Annotated in this window: 22 protein-coding genes; 14 read left to right on the forward strand and 8 right to left on the reverse strand. The window is 34.2% G+C overall.

Going from position 1 to position 21,434, the window contains the following annotated elements; all coding sequences use genetic code 11:
- The first annotated feature begins 471 nt into the window (after positions 1 to 471).
- The 7 genes from ACTND6_RS03960 (at position 472) to ACTND6_RS03990 (ending at position 6,914) form a co-directional block, all read left to right on the forward strand.
- Positions 472 to 1,959 (forward strand): family 1 glycosylhydrolase, encoded by a 1,488-nt coding sequence (locus ACTND6_RS03960; RefSeq protein WP_178175328.1) that lies wholly within the window; start codon positions 472 to 474, stop codon positions 1,957 to 1,959.
- A gap of 72 nt (positions 1,960 to 2,031) precedes the next feature.
- A complete protein-coding gene (locus tag ACTND6_RS03965; RefSeq protein ID WP_178175327.1) occupies positions 2,032 to 2,574 on the forward strand; it encodes a GNAT family N-acetyltransferase in 543 nt (180 codons plus the stop codon).
- The gene (locus ACTND6_RS03970; RefSeq protein WP_441022208.1) at positions 2,571 to 3,227 is read left to right on the forward strand and encodes a hypothetical protein; all 657 of its coding nucleotides are present in this window, start codon (positions 2,571 to 2,573) and stop codon (positions 3,225 to 3,227) included. The genes ACTND6_RS03965 and ACTND6_RS03970 overlap by 4 nt, the downstream gene beginning before the upstream one ends.
- Positions 3,228 to 3,276: 49 nt before the next feature.
- A complete protein-coding gene (locus tag ACTND6_RS03975; RefSeq protein WP_441022206.1) occupies positions 3,277 to 4,116 on the forward strand; it encodes a Cof-type HAD-IIB family hydrolase in 840 nt (279 codons plus the stop codon).
- Between the two features lie 4 nt (positions 4,117 to 4,120).
- Positions 4,121 to 5,080: a Gfo/Idh/MocA family protein gene (locus ACTND6_RS03980; RefSeq protein ID WP_441022204.1), complete on the forward strand. Its 960-nt coding sequence runs from the start codon at positions 4,121 to 4,123 to the stop codon at positions 5,078 to 5,080.
- A gap of 85 nt (positions 5,081 to 5,165) precedes the next feature.
- Positions 5,166 to 5,420 carry a hypothetical protein gene (locus ACTND6_RS03985; protein ID WP_441022202.1) on the forward strand — a complete coding sequence of 85 codons (255 nt, stop codon included), beginning with the start codon at positions 5,166 to 5,168 and terminating at the stop codon, positions 5,418 to 5,420.
- Positions 5,421 to 5,468: 48 nt separating this feature from the next.
- The gene (locus tag ACTND6_RS03990; protein WP_441022200.1) at positions 5,469 to 6,914 is read left to right on the forward strand and encodes a glycoside hydrolase family 1 protein; all 1,446 of its coding nucleotides are present in this window, start codon (positions 5,469 to 5,471) and stop codon (positions 6,912 to 6,914) included.
- Positions 6,915 to 6,947: 33 nt separating this feature from the next.
- Here ACTND6_RS03990 and ACTND6_RS03995 read toward each other — a convergent pair whose 3' ends face one another.
- Entirely contained in the window at positions 6,948 to 7,610 is a 663-nt protein-coding gene (locus ACTND6_RS03995; RefSeq protein WP_441022198.1) for a helix-turn-helix transcriptional regulator, read from the reverse strand.
- 168 nt (positions 7,611 to 7,778) lie between these two features.
- On the opposite strand from ACTND6_RS03995, the gene ACTND6_RS04000 reads away from it, so the two are divergent.
- The 5 genes from ACTND6_RS04000 (at position 7,779) to ACTND6_RS04020 (ending at position 13,080) form a co-directional block, all read left to right on the forward strand.
- Positions 7,779 to 8,165 carry a RidA family protein gene (locus ACTND6_RS04000; RefSeq protein WP_441022197.1) on the forward strand — a complete coding sequence of 129 codons (387 nt, stop codon included), beginning with the start codon at positions 7,779 to 7,781 and terminating at the stop codon, positions 8,163 to 8,165.
- Between the two features lie 14 nt (positions 8,166 to 8,179).
- A complete protein-coding gene (locus tag ACTND6_RS04005; RefSeq protein WP_441022195.1) occupies positions 8,180 to 9,295 on the forward strand; it encodes an alanine racemase in 1,116 nt (371 codons plus the stop codon).
- A 1-nt stretch (position 9,296) separates the two neighbouring features.
- Positions 9,297 to 10,127 carry a carbon-nitrogen hydrolase family protein gene (locus tag ACTND6_RS04010; protein WP_441022193.1) on the forward strand — a complete coding sequence of 277 codons (831 nt, stop codon included), beginning with the start codon at positions 9,297 to 9,299 and terminating at the stop codon, positions 10,125 to 10,127.
- 210 nt (positions 10,128 to 10,337) lie between these two features.
- Entirely contained in the window at positions 10,338 to 10,766 is a 429-nt protein-coding gene (locus ACTND6_RS04015; protein ID WP_178175319.1) for an Hsp20 family protein, read from the forward strand.
- A 127-nt stretch (positions 10,767 to 10,893) separates the two neighbouring features.
- The gene (locus tag ACTND6_RS04020) at positions 10,894 to 13,080 is read left to right on the forward strand and encodes an ATP-dependent helicase (RefSeq protein ID WP_441022191.1); all 2,187 of its coding nucleotides are present in this window, start codon (positions 10,894 to 10,896) and stop codon (positions 13,078 to 13,080) included.
- A 706-nt stretch (positions 13,081 to 13,786) separates the two neighbouring features.
- Here ACTND6_RS04020 and ACTND6_RS04025 read toward each other — a convergent pair.
- Together ACTND6_RS04025 and ACTND6_RS04030 are read right to left on the reverse strand one after the other, a co-directional pair.
- Entirely contained in the window at positions 13,787 to 15,019 is a 1,233-nt protein-coding gene (locus tag ACTND6_RS04025; RefSeq protein WP_441022189.1) for an ATP-binding protein, read from the reverse strand.
- A gap of 171 nt (positions 15,020 to 15,190) precedes the next feature.
- Positions 15,191 to 15,430 carry a hypothetical protein gene (locus ACTND6_RS04030; RefSeq protein WP_441022187.1) on the reverse strand — a complete coding sequence of 80 codons (240 nt, stop codon included), beginning with the start codon at positions 15,428 to 15,430 and terminating at the stop codon, positions 15,191 to 15,193.
- Between the two features lie 279 nt (positions 15,431 to 15,709).
- On the opposite strand from ACTND6_RS04030, the gene ACTND6_RS04035 reads away from it, so the two are divergent.
- Complete coding sequence (locus ACTND6_RS04035) at positions 15,710 to 16,129, forward strand: Hsp20/alpha crystallin family protein (RefSeq protein ID WP_441022185.1); 420 nt, start codon at positions 15,710 to 15,712, stop codon at positions 16,127 to 16,129.
- Between the two features lie 41 nt (positions 16,130 to 16,170).
- On the opposite strand, the gene ACTND6_RS04040 is transcribed toward ACTND6_RS04035, so the two are convergent.
- The 5 genes from ACTND6_RS04040 to asnA all read right to left on the reverse strand — a co-directional run bounded on the left by ACTND6_RS04040 (position 16,171) and on the right by asnA (position 20,297).
- Entirely contained in the window at positions 16,171 to 16,764 is a 594-nt protein-coding gene (locus ACTND6_RS04040) for a sensor histidine kinase (RefSeq protein ID WP_441022183.1), read from the reverse strand.
- Between the two features lie 322 nt (positions 16,765 to 17,086).
- On the reverse strand, positions 17,087 to 17,878 hold the full coding sequence (locus ACTND6_RS04045) for an ABC transporter permease (protein ID WP_441022182.1): 792 nt from the start codon (positions 17,876 to 17,878) through the stop codon (positions 17,087 to 17,089).
- Complete coding sequence (locus ACTND6_RS04050; RefSeq protein WP_441022180.1) at positions 17,823 to 18,599, reverse strand: ABC transporter permease; 777 nt, start codon at positions 18,597 to 18,599, stop codon at positions 17,823 to 17,825. The genes ACTND6_RS04045 and ACTND6_RS04050 overlap by 56 nt, the downstream gene beginning before the upstream one ends.
- Positions 18,565 to 19,239, reverse strand: coding sequence for an ABC transporter ATP-binding protein (locus ACTND6_RS04055; RefSeq protein ID WP_441022178.1), 675 nt, complete (start codon positions 19,237 to 19,239; stop codon positions 18,565 to 18,567). The genes ACTND6_RS04050 and ACTND6_RS04055 overlap by 35 nt, the downstream gene beginning before the upstream one ends.
- Positions 19,240 to 19,286: 47 nt before the next feature.
- Entirely contained in the window at positions 19,287 to 20,297 is a 1,011-nt protein-coding gene (gene asnA, locus ACTND6_RS04060; RefSeq protein WP_178176434.1) for an aspartate--ammonia ligase, read from the reverse strand.
- 112 nt (positions 20,298 to 20,409) lie between these two features.
- Here asnA and ACTND6_RS04065 point away from each other — a divergent pair, with 112 nt between their 5' ends.
- Positions 20,410 to 21,285: an NAD(P)/FAD-dependent oxidoreductase gene (locus tag ACTND6_RS04065; protein ID WP_441022176.1), complete on the forward strand. Its 876-nt coding sequence runs from the start codon at positions 20,410 to 20,412 to the stop codon at positions 21,283 to 21,285.
- The last annotated feature ends 149 nt before the right edge of the window (positions 21,286 to 21,434 follow it).

Here is a 21,434-nt window from a genome sequence, read left to right on the forward strand (position 1 = left end):
TACTTTTACCTCGCAGTTAAAGTGTATATCCAGCAATATGATTTTATTGTACTAAAAAGCGGACACTAAAGAGATTTCTGAACTTTTTTGAATCAGGTGGTCAGTTATGTATTTTAAGAAATATGGATTTTTTTTATATAAAGCATTGACATATGAGTTAGTCTTTGCTAACATAATAGTTAGTTGGAACTAACCATCACTCTTTCCTAATAAAACACTTCTTTACGATGGTTGGTGATAACATCCGGTATTTACGTTAAGGGCAAACGTAAAAATGGCATAATAAACCGGATAAGATAGCATAGATGTGTCCTCCTCAAACACATAATCATGCGAAAAGAAGAATCAATACCAGATGGGCATCTGGTATTTTTTCAATTTATTGATGTATTTTGTATGTTATTCGAGCAAATTTACACATTTTTTGAAAACGCTTTGATAAAATAGATGTAGAAAAAAGGAGAGAAAAACATGGCACATTTTCCAGAAGGATTTTTATGGGGCGGAGCAGTTGCTGCAAACCAGTATGAAGGTGGTTGGAACCTTGGTGGTAGAGGTCCAGCAATGACTGACGTTACAACAGGTGGTACAGTCAATGAAAATAGAAAGATTACATATATTGATAAAGATGGTAATCATGGCACATTAGAAAGAAATGAAAAACTTCCTGAAGGTGCAAAGTATGCAGTATTGGATGAATATCATTATCCTAACCATGAAGCAGTTGATGGCTATCATCATTATAAGGAAGACATCGCATTATTTGCGGAAATGGGATTCAAACAGTTTAGAATGTCTATTTCCTGGTCTAGACTTTATCCAACAGGATTAGAAAAAGAACCAAACAAAGAAGGTGTTGAATTCTATCGTGATATGTTCAAAGAAATGCAGAAGTATGGTATTGAACCATTAGTAACGATCTGGCATTTTGATACACCATTGTATCTTGAAGAACATTGCGGTGGATGGACAAACAGAGAAACAATTGAACATTTTGTTAGATTCGCTACTACATGTTTTACAGAATATAAAGGACTTGTTCATAACTGGTTAACATTTAATGAAATCAACAATACAATCATGTTCTTAGATTTTGCTGGTGGAAATCATAGTGATGAAGAATATCAGGAAGCTTATCAGCACTTGCACTATCAATTTGTAGCTTCTGCAAAGGCAGTACAGATTGGTCATGCAATTGATCCATCTAACATGATTGGATGTATGATCTGTGGTATTACAAACTATCCAGCAACTTGTGATCCAAAGGATATCTTAGCTTGTCAGCACCAGTGGGAAAAGAATATCTACTACTGTGGTGATGTTCAATGCTTAGGTGGATATGGTTCATATGTAACTAGACTTTGGAATGAACATAACGTTCATTTAGACATTACAGAAGAAGACTTGACAGATTTAGCAAGAGGTACAGTAGATATGTACACATTCTCTTATTACATGTCTTCTTTAGTAACTACCCATAAGGTAACAGATAAGGTATCTGGTAACTTCTCTGCTGGTCAGAAGAATGAATATCTTGAATATTCTGACTGGGGATGGGCTGTTGATCCTGATGGATTACAGTATTATCTAGAAATGATTTATCAAAGATATAACCTGCCAATGATGGTCGTTGAAAATGGTTTAGGTGCTTTCGATACAGTGGAAGCAGATGGTTCCATTCATGATCCATTTAGAATTGAATACTACAGAAAGCATATTGAAGCAATGGATAAGGCAATTGCAAATGGTGCTGATGTTATTGGTTATACGACATGGGGGTGCATTGATGTCGTTTCTGCAGGTACAGGAGAAATGAGAAAGAGATATGGATTCATCTATGTTGATATGGACGATGAAGGCAAGGGAACAATGAATCGTTCTCGTAAGGATTCTTTCTACTGGTATAAGAAGGTTATCGCTAGCAATGGTGATGATCTGACAGATTCATTTGAAAAGTAATTTGATGAAACAGTCTCAATAAGTGAGGCTGTTTTTTCATAAGGTATGATTTTGTGTTAAAATGTCTTTGTTATGAGAGTAATACCATTTGAAGAAAAATATAGAGATAAGTGTCATGAGATCTGTATTCATACAGGCAGTCCTGATAACTTAGTGAATGAAGAACATAGAAAGTTCTCTTTGTTGATGTATTGTGATCCATATCTGGATCATGGGAAATGTTTCCTTTTACAAGATGATCAAGGAGAAATTCAGGGATATATCTTATGTGCAGAAAGCTATGCATCTTTTAAAGAATATATTCAAGAATATTTTGAAGAGATCAAGAAGGTTGCACCTTCCTTTGTGCTCCGTTGTGATATTTCAGAATATGAAGCATATCAAAAAGAATATCCAGCACATTTGCATGTCGATATCTTAGAAGATTGTTGTGGAAAAGGCAGTGGAACGTTATTGATGCATACATTATTAGATGCATTGAAGAAAGAACATGTTCCAGGAATCATGGTTGGTGTCGCAAAAAATAATCAGCGTGCATTCAATTTCTATCAGAAAATGGGATTTGAAATCTTGGTAGAAGCTGAATACGGCTATATACTGGGGCAGAAACTATGAGATATCCAATCGGTGAAGTATTTAATCTGGCACAGCTAAATCAGCCACTTCCTTCAACAATTATTCAAGAACAGATCATGGAAGGGGTACATATTTATTCTTTGGGAAAAGGTACAAGTATGTCTCCAGAAGCATTTGGTTTTTATAAAATGTTATTTGTAAAACAGGGAAAAATGCGTATAACGATCAAAGACGAACGTGGCATTCCACATATGCAGGAATTAAATAAATATGATGGCATTGTGACGCCAACAGGACGTGTCATTGTTTTAGAAGCTTTAGAAAATGCAGTGTATTTAGAAGTTATGCTTGGTCAGACTGTAAATCATACAATCAAAGAAATTGGTGAAGTTTTTTCTACAGCGGCATTAGGCGAATATAAACATGGCAATAGATCTACAGTAAATGTTATTTCTAGTGGATTTGTTGATGTGACGATTGTGTGCTTTGATCAGAATGATTGTGTTTTTGAAAGAGAATTAACAAGAAATATTATGATTTTTGGCTATGAAGGAGAAGGAATTGTTGAAGTTGATGGCAAGAAGCAAATCCTAAAGCCAGACGATTCCATGAAAATCATGCGTGGTTCACATATCAGAATGTATCCAACAACAGGTCAATTAAAGATTGGCTTAACGAATTTCTATATTTAACAGAAATCATTCTGTGATTTCTGTTTTTTTCATTTATACTTATTTTATTATGAAAAAGATTATATTTTTAGATATTGATGGAACATTGTATTCCACAAAGATTGGTAGAATTCCAGATAGTGCTGAAAAGGCAATTCAACTTGCGAGAAAAAATGGACACAAGATTTTTTTATGTACAGGCAGATCTCTTTCTGAAATTCAAAAGTATTTAAATTATGATGTTGATGGATTTATTTTAGGTGCGGGCGGCATGGTTTATGCGGATGGGAAACGAATCTATGATCATCCAATTGCGCAAAGAGATGTATCACGTATTAAAAAACAGATTTTGAAAGCAGGCTTAGGATATTGCTTAGAAGGTGCTGCAGGTGCTTACTGCTCAAAAGTTGGCTATGAATATCTTTTGAGATATTTTTCTGGCGGCGAAACGGATTATGATAAACAGGTTGCGTTGTGTATGGAAAATGGAACATATCCAGAAAGTTTCGGATCTGAAGAAAATGATAGTATTTATAAGATTTGTGCGTATGGACCTAGCTGGCTGCCTTTATATCCAAAACTCGCAGAACTTTTAGAAAAACCATTCGTATTAACAAAATCAGTAGAACATCCAGAAGAAAACTTGTGTATTGGTGAAGTGACAAATGGAAATGTAACAAAAGGTACCGCAATTTTAAAAGTATTGGATCATTACAATGAAGAATCCTTTAATGCCATCGGTATTGGTGACAGTGCAAATGATATTCCAATGTTTCAGGTTTGTGGAACAAGCGTTGCGATGGGAAATGCTGCTGAGGAAGCAAAAACGCATGCAGATTATGTAACAACAGATATTCTTGAAGATGGTATCTGGAATGCATTTGTGTATTATGGATTGATTGAAGGATAAATGTATGAAACTTGGAATTGTTGGTAATGGTGGTATTGTTAAAACGGCATTAAATGTATTAAAGGATACAGATATTATCGTATCCAGCTTATGGTGTAGAAATGCAGAAAAAGGAAAACCGCTTGTTGAAGAATATGACATTCCTTCTTTGTATACAGACTATGATGCATTTTTAAAAGATGATTCTTTTGATACGGTATATATTGGATTAATTAATTCCTTGCATTATGAATATGCAAAGAAAGCAATATTGGCACATAAGCATGTGATTGTTGAAAAACCATTTACTTCTACGTATGAACAAGCACAGGAACTCTATGAACTAACAAGAAAAAACAATGTGTTTGTATTTGAAGCTATCATGTCTAGATATAGTAAAAACTATCAGAATATTCAATCTGTTCTTTCACGTATTGGTGAGATTAAATTGATTCAGTGTAACTATTCACAATATTCTAGTAGATATGATGCATATTTAAGACAAGAAGTATTACCTGCGTTTGATCCTGAACAGTATGGTGGTGCTTTGTATGATATCAATGTTTATAATGTTCATTTTATACAAGGTGTATTTGGAAAACCTGTATTTACACATTATGAAGCAAATATTGGTTTTAATGGTGTAGATACAAGTGGTACATTGATCATGAAATATCCGGGATATATTGCGGTATGTACAGGTGCAAAAGACAGCGCATCTCACAATGGAATTATGATTCAAGGAACAAAAGGATATATTAGTATGGATTCTAGACCTGGAATCATTCAGAATTTAACTCTGCATCTCAAAGATGAAGTGATCAATATTGATGTGGAAGAAATGCAATCTCCAATGCAAAATGAATTTGAACAGATTGCTTCTGTCATTGAAGAAAAAGATACTTCTACAATGGTTTTGTGGCTGGAAAATTCTTTGGAAGTTATGAAAATATTATCAAATTCTAGAAAAGAAATTGGATTGTGAGAAGTTGTGTAAATACATTTTTACATGACATAAAACGCTTACATGATATAATAATTACATACTAATTAAAGGAGAGAAAACATATATGGCATTAGTTAACGTTTCTTCAGCATTGAAGAAAGATGAAATCAAAGAATTATTACTTGCTCAGGAATCACCAAAATACACATTTGTAAAAATGAAGACTCCAATCGAAATGCAGTTTGAAGTTGAAGATGATGGATCACATGGCGATTTAGCAAGCTATACAAAGAGCTTAGTTAAGAAGCAGCCTTGGGGCTCAGTATTAATGCTCAGAGTTCTTATCGAAGGTCAGGCATTTACAGGCGGTAAAATGTAAAAAAGGCATGTAAATGTCTTTTTTATACGTTAAATAAAGGAGAATAATATGGCATTTCCAAAAGGTTTTTTATGGGGTGGCGCTACAGCTGCTAACCAGTTTGAAGGTGGATGGCAAGAAGATGGCAAAGGTCCATCTGTACCAGATCATGTAAGAGGCGGAACAGTTTCTACACCACGTTTGTGGGATAAGGAAATTGATCCATCTGTATATTATCCTTCTCATGATGCAGTAGATCACTATCATCATTACAAAGAAGATATTGCTTTATATGGAGAAATGGGATTCAAGTGCTACCGTTTAAGTATTAACTGGGCTAGAATCTACCCAACAGGTGAAGAAGCTGAACCAAATCAGGCTGGCCTTCAGTTCTATCACAATATATTTGCTGAATGTCATAAGTATGGCATTGAACCATTGGTTACAATTTCTCATTATGAATTACCATGGGGACTCAGTGAAAAATATAATGGATGGACTGGCAGAGAATGCATTGATGCATTTGTAAAGTATGCAACAACATTATTTACAGAATACAAAGATGAAGTTAAGTACTGGCTGACATTTAATGAAATCAACTGTGGCTGTAACTTCTTTGGACGTGTTATGTCTTTAGGCATGCTGGGCAAAGATCATGAACCAATGTTTAATCCAAATGAAACAGAAGAAGAAAGAAGTGATCGTTTCACAGCACTTCATAATCAGTTTGTTGCTTCCGCAAAGGCAGTAAAGATTGGTCATGAAATCAATCCTGACTTTATGATTGGTTTAATGATTGCTGGTAACATGACATATCCATATACATGTAATCCAAAGGATGTAAGAGCTGCACAGAGTGCTATGCAGATGGCTAACTGGTTCTGTGGGGATGTGCAGGTTCGTGGACATTATCCACACTATGCAAAGAGATATTTCAAAGACAACAACATTAGAGTTAGAACAGAACCAGAAGATTTTGAAATCTTAAAAGAAGGTACTGTAGATTTCTATAGCTTCTCTTATTACATGTCTGCTACAGCAACTGTTGATCCAGATGTATTAAAGACAAATGGAAATATGTTCTCTGGTGTTGGAAACCCATACTTGAAGAGTTCTGAATGGGGTTGGCAGATTGATCCTGAAGGCTTAAGAATCTATTTGAATGAAGTCTATGGCAGATATGAAATTCCGTTAATGATCGTTGAAAATGGATTGGGTGCAAATGACGTTAGAAGTGAAGATGGCAAGTTCCATGATGACTACCGTATTAACTATCTAAGAGATCATATTAAGGCAATGGAAGAAGCAATTGAAGATGGTGTTGACCTCATGGGTTATACGATGTGGGGATGCACTGACCTTGTTTCTGCTTCTACTGGTGAAATGAAAAAGCGTTATGGTTTTGTCTATGTTGATCGAGACAATGATGGCAATGGTGACTTCCATAGAGAAAGAAAAGATTCTTTCTATTGGTATAAGAAAGTCATTGAAACAAACGGAGAAGATTTAGACTAACCAAAATAACAGGCATGAAACTCATGCCTGTTTTTATCTTCTCTTTCCGTGTACTTCATCTAAGTAGCTGTAGATTGTTACTTTATTAACGCCCATCTTCTCTGCAACTTGTTCAACACTTCCCTTCATTAAGAAAATACCTTTATTTTCCATGAAACGAATCTTTTCTACACGTTCTTCTCTTGTGGAATCTAAAGAAATATCTTTTAAGATATGATCAATCAGAGAAGAAACCATGACAGAAACATTTTCTTCTTCATTAAGCTGTGGGATTTCAGCTTCTTTTGAAGAATTTAGAGAAGCAGAATGCTCTGGAAGAAAGCTTTGTAGAAATGAAATCATTTCTGTGAATGGTTCTGTATCAAGATTGATACAAAGTGCACCATCTAAAGTTCCATCTTCTTTGCGTATTAGAAGGGTAGAGGAGCGAACAAGTTTTCCACCGTTGATATCTTTTGTGTGGAAATAATAATTTGATACAGAGTTTTGCTTTAAATCTGGAGAGAGTAATACCTGATCAACAAGGGAACTGAAGCTTTCTCCAATTTGTCGGCCTGTAACGGCATTGTTCGCTACATACACAACAGAGTGCTGTGGGTCTGTTAAATCATGCAATACGACTTCGCATCCTTTTCCAAAGGTGCGTACAAGCATATCTGCTAAAGGTACGTATGGCTGTAATGTTTGTCTAATCATGATAGAAATTCCTCCGTTGTATATTTTGTATAAAAATATATAAATAATTCTATAATTCATTATATTACAAATACAGTTAAAAAATAATGAATCTATCATGTTCATATTGAAAACACATAGAAAAAGTTCTATATTAGCTATAGAAAAAAGTATATGGAGAACAACAAAATGAATGAAATCAAAAAAGTAGAAACAAAATATTCTGTAAGAGATGGAGGACATTACACACCAGGAATGATTTATAATGGCGTCCTTTATATTTCTGGACAGTTATCCATTGACCCTGAAACTGGAAAAGTACCAGAAGGTGGTATTAAACAAGAAGCAAGACAGGCTTTAAAGAATCTTGATTATGTGATTCAGGCTGCGGGCGCTTCCAAAGATAGAGCGATTCAATGTCGCGTCTATTTACCTGATGTAAAATATTGGGGCGATCTAAATGAAGAATACGCATCGTATTTTGGTGAGCACAAGCCATCTCGTATTGTTGTTCCCACAAACAATCTTTACAATGGATGTCTTTGTGAAATTGAAGCTGTTGTAGCGATGGACTAAAAGGAGAATTGTTTATGAATAATTATATGGAATTAGATACACCTGCATTGGTAGTTGATCGTAAGGGTATGGAAGAAAATATGCGTCGGATGCAAGACTACGCAGATCGTCATCATGTGAACCTTCGACCACATACAAAAACATATAAGACACCAGAATTGGCGCTTAAGCAGCAGGAATTTGGATGTAAAGGAATTGCGGTTGCAAAAGTTGGCGAAGCAGAAGTGATGGCAGAAGCTGGGTTAAAAGATATTTTGATTGCCAATGAAATTGTTGGTGAAAAGAAGTATCAGAGAATTCAGAAGCTTGCTGAAAAGGGAATTGATATCAAGTTTGGTTTGGATTCTATCGCACAGGCAGAACTTATAGAAAAATCATTTGAAAAGGCATCAAAGCCTGCGCAATGCGTAATTGAAATTGAAGTAGGTGAGCGTCGTTCTGGTATTGTGGAAGAGGAAGAATGTCAGAAATTATTAGACTATTTGAAGAGTTGCCCACATATTCATTTAAGAGGTGTCTTCTCTCATGATGGCGATAGCTATAGTGCAAAAGATATTGAAACAGCACGTAGGAAATCTGTTATTGCACAAGAACGTACATTGAAATTTGCAAAGATGTGTAGAGAGAAAGGATTTGATATTTCTATTGTTGGGGTTGGATCTACGCCTTCTTTAGCAAATGATTCTGATATTCTAGAAGGTATTACAGAAATCCGTCCTGGTACATATCCATTTATGGATGCATCTCAGGATAATGCAATGAATCATACTTGGAATTGTAATGCATTTGTTTTGGCAACGGTCATGAGTAAACCAACAGAGGAACGTGTCATTCTTGATGTTGGAGCAAAAGGTTTAACAATGCAGAGTAGAAGTGAAGGTATTTGTGCTGTAGAAGGTCTTGGAAATTTAATTGATTATCCTGATACACATATTGATCTCATGTATGATGAACACGCAATTATCTACAACAAGAAATTCCATGATTCTGTAAAAGTTGGTGATAAGGTACGTATTGTTCCAGTACATATTTGTCCAGTTGTGAATCTCTATGACAGAATGTATCTCATTGATGAAAAGGGCGACGTGGAAAAAGAACTCACAATTGCCTGCCGTGGAAAACTGCAATAAAATGACAAAAATCAAAGTAGCAGCATTACAGATGCCAACAGTACACGATAAGATGGAGAATGTGAAGGCAGTTGGCTCTTATCTTGAACAATTAAAAGATGAAAATCTGGATTTTGTAGTTTTGCCCGAGATGTTTTGTTGTCCATATCAGACAGCTAATTTTCCATTATATGCGGAAGAAGAAGGTGGACCTGTATGGAAGCAGCTTTCTTCATATGCAAAGAAATATGGCATTTACCTGATTGGCGGATCTATGCCGGAAAGAAATCAACAGGGAAAAATCTATAACACATCTTATGTATTTGATCGTCAGGGAAGACAAATTGGAAAACATCGGAAACCACATTTGTTTGATATTGATGTCAAAGACGGGCAGAGTTTTAGAGAATCAGATACGTTAACGGCAGGAAACAGTGATACTGTATTTAAAACTGAATTTGGAACAATGGGTGTCATGGTCTGCTTTGATATTCGTTTTCTGGAAATGTCTCGTTTGATGGCGAATGATGGTGCAAAAGTAATCTTTGTGCCTGCAGCATTTAATATGACAACAGGACCTGCCCATTGGGAGATTTCTTTTCGAACACGTGCGTTAGATAATCAAGTGTATATGGTTGGATGTGCACCAATGCGTGATGCATCAACAGGTTATACTTCATGGGGACATTCGATTGTGACAAATCCTTGGGGAGCTGTTGAAGGTATGCTGGATGAAAAAGAAGGTATTCTTTTGAAAGAAATTGATCTTGATTATGAAACACAGGTAAGAGAAGAATTACCTTTATTGAAGAGTAGACGTTTAGATTTGTATTGTGTAGAAAAAATATTGTGAATGAAATGAACCTGGTGAAAGCCTGGTTTTTCAGTTGGAAGATTTTTTGACTCTGAATTATTAGAAATAGTATACAAATTTTTAAAAAAATTAGCACTCTCCTCTTGACTCTGCTAAAAAGAAGACTATATATAACAGTGTAAGATCAAATAAGATCTCACAAGAGATGCTTTGAAAAAGCACCGCTTAGTAAAATTGGAGGCGTTGTTTATGAAAAAGTATTTACCAGATTTATTCGATGATGATTTTGATGTATTCCCAGACTTATTTACAAGAAGCAATCCATTATTTGGACATCATGAAAAGAATTTAATGAAGACAGATATCCGTGATATGAAAGATCATTATGAAATGCTGATTGATCTTCCAGGATTCAAGAAAGATGAAATGAAGATTGAACTGAATGATGGCTATCTAACAATTTCTGCAGAAAAAGGCCTTGATAAAGATGAAACTGATAAGAATGGTTCATTGATTAGACAGGAAAGATATGCTGGAAGTTTGTCAAGAAGCTATTATGTAGGTGAAGATATCACAGAAAATGATATTCATGCAAAATTCGAAAATGGTGTATTAACAATTGAAGTTCCAAAGAAGGAAGAAACAAAACCAGTCGAAAAGTACATTGCAATTGAGTAAAACAAGTGTTGTATTTGGTATGTAAATGCTGAATACAACATTTTTTTATTGGAAAGCAATGAAGCATTTTCGACAGTCTGTATGTGATACAATTTTGTTAGCAGACAGTAAAGATTGAGGAATGATTATGGTAGACGATGTATTGGAAGGATTAAATGAAGAACAAATCAAAGCAGTTACGACAACAGAAGGTTATATTCGTGTGATTGCGGGAGCGGGCAGTGGTAAAACACGTGCGTTAACACATCGTTTTGCATATCTTGTCAATGATCTAGGCATTCGTGCAGGCAATATTCTTTGTGTTACGTTTACAAATAAAGCAGCTGCAGAAATGAAAGAAAGAATTCATCAGCTGACAGATGATAATGATACTGGCTTTGTATGTACGTTTCATTCTTTTTGTGTGTCAATCTTACAGGAAGATTCTTACGCCATTCAATATCCAAAATCTTTCCTTGTTTTAGATAACAGTGATATTGATGCAATGTTAAAAATGATCTATGAAGAAAGAAATCTCACATTGCGTGATATGACATTCAAGAATGCAAGAGATATGTTTGAAATGCGTAAATGTATCAAAGAACCAATGTACTATGAATATCTCATTCAAATGTCAATTGATCAATTACATCAGAAATACATGGAAGCTACAGAAACAGATGATATTCTTTTCTATGGTTATCTTTACCAGCAGAAGAAATGTTTTGCGGTAGATTACAATGATTTGATTTTCTTGTCATTGTATATTTTTAGAGAGTTTCCAGAAATTAAACTGAAGTGGCAGAAGAGACTGGAATATATCATGGTCGATGAATTTCAGGACATTGACCCTCCACAATATGAACTGATGAAAAATCTTTGTGGATATCATAATAATTTGTTTGTGGTAGGTGATCCTGATCAGACAATCTATACATGGAGAGGCGCAAGTGTAAATTCATTGCCTGATTTTGACAAAAACTTTCCTGGTGTGCAGACAATCATGATGATGAAGAATTACCGTTCATCGCCTGAAATTTTAGATGTTGCGAATTCTCTGGTTTCTAAAAATGTGAACCGTATGAAAAAAGATCTGATTCCCATGCTTCCACATCGAAATAAGGTTGTCGTACATCATGCAGAAAATCCTAGAAAAGAAGCACAGTGGATCATTTCTCAAATACGTCATTTGAATGAGAATGGTGTGAATCCTGGAGATATAACGATATTGTATCGTGCACATTACGTAACGCGTGTCATAGAAGAAGAAATGATCAAAGAAAAGATGCCGTATATGATTTATTCAGGCGTACAATTCTTTGAGAGAATGGAAATTAAAGATGCATTATCATATTTGCGATTGATTGCATTTAAAGATGACTTATCCTTTATGCGTATTGCGAATGTCCCAAAAAGAAATCTGGGACAGAAACGAATGAAATTCTTGAGAGAATATGCAGATGAAAAACATATTTCTTTATATGATGCTTTGAAAGAAAATATAGATGAAGCTTTGTTTTCTAATACAAAAGCAAAGGCATTTATTCAACTGATAGATTCATATACAGATCATATGAATGAAAAACCAGTATCTGAATTACTCAGTGAGATATTGGATCTATCTGGATATGAAGAAATGATGCGTACAGAGGGTGCACAGGATCGTTTAGATGATCTTGCGGAATTAAAACAATCCATTTATGAATGGGAAACAACCGTTGGAGAAGAAACAGATCTTGTGTCGTATCTAAGACATATTTCATTGTTTACAAATGCAGATATGGCAATTGAAAAAGGAAAGGTGAGATTGATGACAATCCATGCGGCAAAGGGACTAGAGTTTCCGTATGTATTTATCATGCAGCTTGTTGAAGGTATTTTCCCATCTCGAAAGATACGAACAATTGAAGGCATGGAAGAAGAAAGAAGACTTGCTTTTGTTGCGGTGACAAGAAGTGAGAAGGGATTATTCTTATCAGATTCCGGTGGGAGAAATATTGGAGATACATCTAGATTTCCTTCCAGATTTCTCTTTGATATTGATCCAGTATTACTGGAATATACAGAAAAACCAAGTGATGCATATATTCAAAAAGCATTGGATAACATTGACAAAGTCAATCGAAGATTTATTCCAAGTGCATCTTCTCTGGAATTTAAAGAAGGGGATCGTGTTAGACATCCAGTGTTTAAAGATGGAACAGTAGAGAAAATAGACTATGATGAAGAAGCAATCTTTATCTTGTTTGATTCTATGCAGACACCACGTGCAATTGCTTTGCGTGCAGCAAAAAAGCTTGAAAAGATTCAGGATAAAATAGAAAGATTCAGTTGATTGTTATATGCCCATATTTCTAATGATAAATAAGAATATGGGTTTTAATATACCGAAAGATAGAATTGTAAATATAGTAAATATATCTGCGTATTTTGTATGTGTTTTGTATATTTGGTGTGCAATGATAGTTTCAATTATTAAAGTAGTCATGAAGCTGATTGTTAAGATAGAAAATAGAACACTATCAAAATCTAGATGTATATAAAAATGAACACATAAACAAATGGAAATGAATGATAGAACACCTGAGATGGCACCTAAGATTTGTTTGTTTGCAATTTTTCCTAATAAATATTTGTGGTAAAAGGGAATCCAGGCAGTGAATGGATATGCATATCCAATATTTTTTAACATACACATGGATGCAATGCTTTGAAATATATAACTGTATAGCAAATACAATATGACACTAATAGCTATCGCAACGAAAAATAAATAGACAAATGAAAATAAGCTGAAAAGAATTGCGATACCAAATCCACCCATATGAATCTCCTTTGAAATAGTGATTATAAGATACTTTTTAAATCATCTAAAGACATAAATTTGATCAATAAAGAACCATTTTTTCCATCAACAACAAACTTTTTGAATTTATCAAAGAGTCCCATGATAATAGCTCCTATTCGTTTTCTCATTTATATTATAGAGCACAATATAAAAACAAGTGAAGCATATGGCAAATTCTTCACTTGTTCATTTTTCATAAATATTCTATTGGAAGAGCAATCAGATTTTCTCGTAAATATGTCTTTTTATCAATGAGACATAATATGATGCCTGTACCTCTTTTTTTGTCTGGAATTTTGTCTAGTACAGTATTGGCTGATGCCATAGATGCTTTTGGGTTTCCACTCATTTTTATTTCTATTGGATATACAACACCATTTTCCTCAATGACTAGATCAATTTCATTTTCTTTACTGGAAGTTTTATCTTTTCCTCTGTAGTAAAAGATACTAAAGGAATAATCTTTTCCTTCATTAGAATAAGATTTTAATATTTCAGATACAATAAAAGTTTCAAATAGATTGCCAGCTACTGCAGAATTTTTTAAGGCATCAGCAGTGAGCCATTTTGTAAGGTAACATACTAATCCTGTGTCTCTAAAATAGATTTTAGGCGATTTGATAGCACGTGAAAGACTGGAAGAACTGTATGGCTGTAATAAATAGATAATTCCTGTTCTTTCTAATACAGATATCCAGTTTTTAATAGTTGGTTCACTGACACCAACTTCGTTGGCAATGTTTGTGTAACTAAGAATTTCACCTGTTCTAGCAGCAATGCTTGTAAGGAATTTAGAGAAAGTAATACTATCTGCAGAAATCAAATCATGAATGTCTCTTTCGATATATGTTGAAACATAAGAAGAATAAAACTCTTGCCAGTCTCTATCAATGACATATAGTTCTGGATAAGATCCTTTATGAATAATTTCCCATATATTGGAATAAGATTTAAGCTGTTTTTCTCTTTCTTGAATGTATTCTTCTGTAGGAATAAAGTGTCTGTTAAAAGGTACTTCATATATTTCTCTTAAAGATAATCCAGATAATTCAGAAATGGATACTCTTCCAGCAAGAGATTCACTCACACCTTTCATCAGCTGAAGTTTGGAAGATCCAGATAAAATAAACTGTCCTCTTTCATCTGAATTATCCACAATTAATTTGATGTTTTCTAATATGCCGGGCTCTTTTTGCACTTCATCAATAAAAAGAGGACATGGATTGTTTAAAAAGAATAATTTTGGTTCTTCGTGTGCCTGTAGGCGTGTTAAAACATCGTCAAAACTGGCAATTGTATATGCAGGAAATGTTTCTTTTATGACAGTGGATTTTCCAACTTGTCTTGCGCCGGTAAGCAAAGTGCATTTGCTTGTTTCAACTCGTTTTTCTAGAATTGGAGTAATTGCTCTTGGAATATATTTCATATGATTTCTCCGTCTAATCTAAAATCCAAATTTATTATAGGCGCTGAGAATGTACAATTCAACAGAAAATTACGTCTAATATAAAATTCAATTTTAAATTAGACGCTACTCTGCTATCTTTATAATAGTTAAAAAGAAGAAGATTGTCTCTTCTTCTTGATCACGTGTGAATTATTTCTTTCCCCAGTCTTTCATGGATTGTCCCTGGAATTGAACGTTTCCACGATGACCATATACTTTGATGGAATTTAAAGCTTGTTCTAAAGAGTGGAATTCTTCATCTGTTAATGTTACGTTGCTTGCTTCCATTGCATATTCTCTAGAAGGAATTGCGCCATATCCAAGAGAGAAAGCCATGCATCCCATTCCGATTTCTGATACTTCAATGTTACCTGGTTTTCTTGTTTTCATTTTATTCTCCTTTGTCGATTTGAGTATATGTTGAAAAAAGAAAGAAGTACAATAGCAATGATTCATATATTGTATACAGGAAATGAATAGTGCTTTATTATCACTTAATACAAAAATGTGCTAAATCAAATAAGTTCTTATTTATGCATATAATTCAAGCAAAAATAAAAAATATTATTAAAAAACTTGAATTATTTAGCACTCTACTATTGACTCTGCTAAAACGAAGAGTATATTAATACTTGTAAGACGAAAGGGTCTTAGAAAAGAGGAAAAAATATGAGATATTTAGACCGTAGAAATGCAAATTTATTTGATGATATGTTTGATGACATGTTCAGAGCTCCAGTAATGAACAACAATACTTTAATGAAGACAGATATTCATGAGAAAGATGGAAAATATATTCTTGATATTGAAGTACCTGGTGTAAAGAAAGAAGATGTTAAGATTTCTCTTTACAATGGTAACTTGACAGTTGCTGTTGAACACAATGAATCCAATGAAGAAAAGGATGCTAAGGGTAGAGTTATTCGTCAGGAAAGATACAATGGCTCTTGCAGTAGAACATTCTATGTATCTGATGCTATCAAGGATTCAGACATTCATGCTTCCTTCGAAAATGGTATTTTGAAGATTGAATTACCAACAGAAGCAAAGAAGGAAGAAGAAACAAAGAAGTTCATTGAAATTCTATAATTCCTTGAAAAAGACTTGTTCACAATGTGGCAAGCCTTTTTTTATCTTTGGAATGTGACTGTAAATATTGTACCTTCTTGTGGATTACTCGTAACAGAAATTTCACCATGTATTTTCTTGACCATTTCTCTTGTGATGGCGAGTCCTAAACCAAAGCTCTCCGTTTCATTTGTACGGCTTTTATCACTGCGATAAAAGCGATCAAATACGTGTGGAAGATTTTCTTGAGCAATCGTTGTTCCAAAGTTTTGAACACAAATACATGTTTTATGTTTATCCTGTGCTAATTTCAACAAGACTTTTCCATTTTTTGGTTCATATTTTAAAGCATTTTCTAATAAACTGCTAATGATTTGCATTAGATAATCTTCATTTGTCTGTATTACACATGATTCAATAAGTTCAGTGTCCAAAGTGACACTTTTTTCATAAGCAAGAGATTCTAATTGCAGACTTGCTTTCATCGCTATGTTACTAACATCAACTTCTTCTAATGGAACTGTAATGTTTTTTCGTTCAACATCTGCGAGTTTTAACATCTGTGTAATCAACTGCTGCATTCTTTTTGCAGCTATTTGAGGACTGTCGATCCAGCGATGTACACTTCCTACCGTTGCATCTTGATTTTCTATCAAAATAGAATTGTTTGCTAATATTACAGAGAGGAGTTTTTAAATCATGAGAGATATCTGCAACGAATTGTTTTTCTCTTTCCATTGCTTCTTCTGATGGTTTTGAAGCAATATGTGATAGCTGAATACTGATAAAAAGGAAAAGAAGCATTGCACCAAACCAGATGAAAAATAAAAGGATAGCTAGTGGTATGGGTGGTGGAGCACCAATGAATCAACCATCTAAAAAAGAAGATAAAAGTGTATAAGTAAAAGAGGTTGTAACGATTGAACAAAGAAAAGTTCAAAGGTGTTACAACCTTCTTTCAAAAAGATATTTTTGTAGTTAGAATTTAGATAATCCATTCTTTCTTGCTTTTTTCATCATTGCATCATATATCTTTGTTCCAGCGAATGTATAAAGTATATTTACAATTACAAATGCAATGATTTCATAATGCAATGGAAGAATGAGAGAACTTCCAAATAAGAGGTTTCTTACAAGATCTAGACCCCAGGTAAATGGAAAGAGAAGAGAAATGGCAAGAAATGGAGCAGGTAACTGAATGACTGGGAAATAGAGTCCTCCCAAAAAAGGTGCAATATTTGCGATTAAAGAAATGAATTGATCTGCTTCTTTGAAGTAAATCGCAAATCCCATTAATATTTCCGCAAATCCATATGTTCCAAAAGCCATTATCAATGCAATCCCTAAAAAAGAAAGAATACTTTTTACTGTGAGTAAATGAAATGAAGTAAGCACGAAAATAACAATCAATGGAATCATTTCAAATACAATGGAAACAACACCGCTCACAGCCCATCCAAATACATAATGGATACCTTTCAAAGGCATATTCATCATATATTCAAAGTTTTCTTCTTTTAGCTTTCGGCGGATTTCAAATACTGCAGACCACATGTTTTCCACAAATTGCCAAAGAATTAATGAAAATAACATGTATTGTATATATTCTGTTTTGCTTTGAATGCCAGATATTTCTAGATTTCCGAATAAAAGAATGGCAATCGAAGGAAATATCAGCAATATAGCATCAGTACTGGCAGAGAAAATTTCAATTTTATATCGAAACTTTTCCTTCAGTTCCATCTGTAGAAGAGTGAATGCTTTTACCATTGTTCTGTATCTCCTTTTTTCTTAATGTTGAAATATCATTTTGAATGATTGCATAGCCAAACAGTGCAAATGCAAAAGAAAGAATGACAGGAATGAGTAACCACAATGGGTGAATAGTAAATGTATTGTTTCTTGCTAGAGAAATTGTATATGTTAATGGAATGACATATGATACAAACTGAATGATTTGTGGATATCTTTTGATGTCTGTGGAATATCCACTGAAAAAACCAATGATTTGTTGAACCAGTGCATTGACTGATCCAAGCTTTCTGAATTTCAGAGTGAAACCAAGGAATAGAATTCCCATATTCGCTGTGATAATGTCATTGATCAATAAAATAACAATAAAATGTAGAAGATCAGGAATATGAACATTACAGAGAGAAAAGAAAAAGATCTGTAGTAATGAAATAAGATAACTTTCAATGCCGATCTGTAATGCTTTGGCAATGAAATATTGTCTGAATTGCACGGGGTATAGAAACAGGTTTGTAAAAGTGCCATCCATTCTTTCTTCTTCCATGAATCCACCAATACCAAAAAAAGCTTGATTTAGTCCAAACCAGCATAACATACCTTTTAATGTGAGTACCTGCTGATCGGGGCAAACCATATAAATATAAGGTGCAATCATAAAAAAGGTGCCAAAAACAAGATTGATCAATAACCATTTGTAGCGAAGATCAATCTTCAGAAATTTCTTCAAATGATTCAACATTTTTGATCTTTCCTTTCTCTATCAAATAGTTTTTGACGTGATTGGTATTGTGGATACCTGTATGGGAAACAAGAAATACAGTATTCCCATTTTGAACATGTTCTTGCAGCATATCTTCAACAATCATGCATGTATCTTTATCTAGACCATTCATAACTTCATCAGCAAATATAATATCTGGATTATTTAAGAATGCACGTGCTACCATGACTTTCTTTTTCATTCCTGTAGAAAAGTTTTCTACCAGCGTTTTATCATTTTTTAGATGTAATCGATCTAGTAAAGAAACAATGCGCTTGTCGAGTTCTTTCTTTGGAATGTTTTGGATTCTGCCAATGTAATACAGATTCTCATATGCAGATAATTTATGATATAAAGAACGATCATCCGCTGTAACGATACCAATATGATTTAAGTATTCATTTCTACTTTTTTCGATATCTTTTGCATTCCAGTAAACTGTTCCTTCATCTGGAATCATCAAACCATACATAATTTTCAATAAAGTACTTTTTCCACAGCCATTATTACCGTTCAATAAGTGAATATATCCACGTTGGAAATCCATAGTTATATGATCTAGTACTTGCTGAGTATCGAAAGATTTGCTGATATTTTCAATTTTGATTTCTGTTTTCATAAATTCTGAATACCCCACTTTCGATTTCTTCAGTTAAATCTAGTATTTTATAACAAATGGATATTGTGCTTTTCACATTCATCAATCATTTTCTGTGGCCAGATACTAGCTTGTACTTCACCAACATGTGCTTTATTTAATAAAAGCATGCAGAGTCTGGATTGACCAATACCACCGCCAATTGTGTATGGCAGTTCTTTGTTTTGAATCATTTGATGATAAGGAAGTGTGAGTCTACCTTCACAATGAGATGCTTTACATTGAGAAACAATAGTGTCTTCGTCCACGCGGATACCCATAGAAGAAATTTCAAGTGCACGATTTAAAGAAGGCAGCCAGAATAATAAATCTCCATTGAGATTCCAGTCATCATAGTCAGGAGCTCTACCATCATGTGGTTTTCCGCTTCTTTTTAATGGATGACCAATCTGTTTGATGAATACACATTTATGTTCTCTTGTGATGGCATTTTCTCTATCTTTGACAGATAAATCTGGGTAGCGATCTTCTAGCTCCTGAGAAGTAATGAAATATACTTCATCAGCTAAATGACATACTGCTTCTGGATATTTATACCAGACTTCATGTTCCATATGCTTGATTACTTTGAAGATTTCTTTGACTGTTGCTTCTAATACTTCTTCTGTTCTTTCTTCTTTTGTGATGATTTTTTCCCAGTCCCATTGATCAACATAGACGGAATGCAGGTTATCTACGATTTCATCTCTGCGGATTGCGTTCATGTTTGTATAAAGACCTTCATGTTCCTTGAAGCCGTATTTCTTTAACGCAAATCTTTTCCATTTTGCTAAAGACTGAACAACTTCAACTCTTTCATCAGGCAGTTCCTGAATGTCAAAGCTGACAGGCCTTTCAATTCCGTTTAAATTATCATTCAAACCAGAAGATTTTGTGACAAACAAAGGTGCAGAAATTCTTAATAATCCTAGTTCTTTTCCGAATTCTCTCTGGAATGTATCACGAATATATTTGATTGCTTCTTGTGTCTGCATGACAGACAATACTGGTTCATAGTTTTCAGGTGTAATTAAATTCATATCTTTTCCCTCTTAATGCAAACCATTATACAAGAACACAATAGAAACGAGCATGAAACTTGCGAAATAGCAGGTAAAATGTACAATTAAAAATGAAAGAAGAGAAAATTATATGACAAGAGTAGATATCGCAATTATTGGCAGTGGCCCTGCAGGACTAGAAGCAGCTTTGACTGCGAAAAATAGAAATAAATCCATTCAGATCTTTGGCACAAAAGATCTATCTAACAAGATGCAGGTAATTGATCATCCAATTACAAACTATCTTGGCTTATCAAATGTAACTGGAAAACAAATGGCAGAAGCATTTACGAATCAAATGCATGATGCTGGAATTGAAATTACAGAATGTAAAGTAACAACAGTATATGCAATGGGTGACTATTTTGCATTACAGTTAAGTAATAATGAAATGGTGGAAGCTGAAAGCGTAATTCTGGCAAGTGGTGTTGTTGCGGGAAAACCATATAATGGAGAAAGTGAATTCTTAGGCAGAGGTGTTTCCTATTGTGCAACATGTGATGCACCATTATATAAAGGAAAAGATGTAATTGTCATTGGCGGTTCAAAGGAAGAAGAAAGTGAAGCTGAATTCCTTGGTGAAGTATGTAATTCTGTGAAGTATATTCCTTTGTATAAGGGTGAGATTGCATTCAAGCATGACAATATTGTTGTGGTGAATGAAAAACCTGTTGAGATCAAAGGAATGATGAAAGCAAATACTTTGGTGACGGATCAGAATGAATATTCTACAGATTGCGTGTTTGTATTAAGAGCAGCACAATTTCCAACACAGTTGGTTCCTGGATTACAGGTAGAAGGTAATGCTGTACAAGTAGATCGTGAAATGAAAACGAATATTCCTGGTATCTTTGCGGCAGGGGATATTGTTGGTTTGCCATATCAGTTCATTAAATCTGCTGGTGAAGGAAATATTGCGGCAATCTCTGCAGCTGCATATGTAGATCAAAAGTTAAGAAACAGATAAAGGTATCCATGAAGTGATATCTTTTTCTTTTACACAACAAAGTTATTGTCAAAATGACTATTGCACTTATACGCGCATCGTTGTTTAATAGTTACGCAAAGGGGTAGAAAAATGAATACGATTTAATCTTTTTTTGAAAGGAAAGATGT

Source organism: Bulleidia sp. HCP3S3_C9 (genome assembly GCF_052064035.1).
Classification (GTDB): Bacteria; Bacillota_I; Bacilli_A; order Erysipelotrichales; family Erysipelotrichaceae; genus Bulleidia.